3 protein-coding genes are annotated in these 1,835 nt (G+C 68.6%); all 3 read right to left on the minus strand.

The genetic code is table 11. The features are described 5' to 3' along the window. On the minus strand, positions 1-426 hold a 426-nt coding region (locus G3N97_RS38550), incomplete at its 3' end, for an iron chelate uptake ABC transporter family permease subunit (RefSeq protein ID WP_205997963.1). After that, a complete protein-coding gene (locus G3N97_RS38555; protein ID WP_205997964.1) occupies positions 423-1,418 on the minus strand; it encodes an ABC transporter substrate-binding protein in 996 nt (331 codons plus the stop codon). The genes G3N97_RS38550 and G3N97_RS38555, both read right to left, overlap by 4 nt. Beyond that, positions 1,415-1,835, minus strand: a 421-nt coding sequence (locus G3N97_RS38560) for an ABC transporter ATP-binding protein (RefSeq protein ID WP_205997965.1), incomplete at its 5' end; no start/stop codon positions are given. The genes G3N97_RS38560 and G3N97_RS38555, both read right to left, overlap by 4 nt.

The raw sequence follows: 1,835 nt of genomic DNA on the forward strand, positions 1-1,835 counted from the left end.
GAGCGCGCCGACGAAGGCGCACGCGGGCAAAGTCAGCGCGCCCCATGCCGCGCCGAGCCACAGCGTCGCCGCAACCGCGCCGACGCTCGCGCCCGCGCTCACGCCGAGCAGATGAGGATCGGCGAGACGGTTCGACGTGGCAGCTTGCAGGACCGCGCCGGACAGCGCGAGCGCCGCGCCCACGAGCGCGCCCAGCAGCACGCGCGGCAGACGGATTTGCCAGACGATGTCGTCGATCGTCGCGCTGATGTGCGTGCCGCCGCCAATATGTGAAGCGATCGTGTGCACGACGTCGAGCGGCGCGATGTGCGCGGGTCCGAAGCCGACCGCGAGCACGATCGAAACGACGAGCGCGCACGCGAGCGACACGATCGCCGCGAACGGCAGCGTCAATGGCGCGGATGTGCGCGAAGAATGTGCGCTCATGGCGCGCCCGGTGTGTTGCGCGCAGCAAAGGCTTCCGGATGCAAACCGCGCGCGATCGTTTCGACGGCCTGCGCGTTGCGCACGCCCGGCGTCGCCGCGTCGTACGGCACCACGATGAAGCGCCGCGCGCGAATCGCCGCGACGTTCGCGAGCGCGGGCGAGCCGAGCAGAAACGCTTCCTTCTGCGCCGCCGTCACCGCGCCGTAATCGACGATCACGATCACCTGCGGATCGCGCGCGACCACGCTTTCCCAACTCACCTGGGTCCAGCTTTGCGCGACGTCGTCCATCACGTTGCGGCCGCCCGCTGCGCGGATCAGCGCTGTGGGCATCGCGAGCGCAGCCGCCGTGAAGGGCTTGTCCTCGCCGCTGTCGTAGACGAATACGCGCGGCGTCGTATGCGTGTCCGCATTCAGCACGCGGCGCACGTCAGCGACGCGCGATTGCATCGACGCGATCAGTGTTTGCGCGCGCGCCTCGACATCGAAAATCGCGCCGAGATTGCGCAGGTCGTTATAGACATCGTCGAGCGAAGCGGCCGGTCGCGGCATCACATGCGAGCACGATTCCGTGAGTTCATAGGTGGCGATGTCGAAGCGCGCGAGCGTCTGCGGCGTGATCGGGCCGCCCACGCGCATGCCGTAATTCCAGCCCGCGACGTAAAGATCGGCGTGCGCGGCGGCGAGCGTTTCGAGCGACGGATAGCGGCGGGCGAGTTCGGGCAGACCGAGCAGCGCGGACTGCAAAGCCGGGTCCGCCGTTTTCCAGCCGCTGATGCCGGTATAGCCCGCCATGCGCGTGCGCTGGCCGAGCGCGAGCATCATCTCCGTGAGATTCACGTCGTTGCTCACGGCACGCGCGGGCGTCTGCGTGAACGTCACGTCGCGATTGCAACTGCGCACCGTGACGGGATAGTGGCCCGCGTGCGCGGCGGCGCTCGCGCACGCGAGCAGCAGCGCGACAACGGCGCGCAAACCTCGGTTCATCTTCATGCGTTCGACTCCGAATGCGGGGTGATCAACGTCACGCGCGGACCGCGCGTCACCGGATGACGATCGACGATCGCATCGACGCCATAAACGCGCTTGAGCAGCGCTTCGGTCAGCACCTGGTCCGGCGTGCCGCGCGCGACGATCTCGCCCGCGTCGATCACGAACAGGCGGTCGCAGAACGCGGCGGCGAGATTGAGATCGTGGATCGTCGCGAGGGTCGTGATGCGCTGACGCTTCACGAGCGCGAGCAAATCGATCTGATGGCGCGGATCGAGATGGTTGGTGGGTTCGTCGAGCATCAGCACGCGCGGCACCTGTACGAGCGCACGCGCGAGCAGCGCGCGCTGGCGCTCGCCGCCCGAGAGCGTGGCGAAGGGCCGTGTGCGTGCGTGCGCGAGCCCGACGTCGAGCAGGGCG

This window comes from Paraburkholderia sp. Ac-20347 (assembly GCF_017104805.1).
In the GTDB taxonomy this organism is placed as follows: domain Bacteria; phylum Pseudomonadota; class Gammaproteobacteria; order Burkholderiales; family Burkholderiaceae; genus Paraburkholderia; species Paraburkholderia tropica.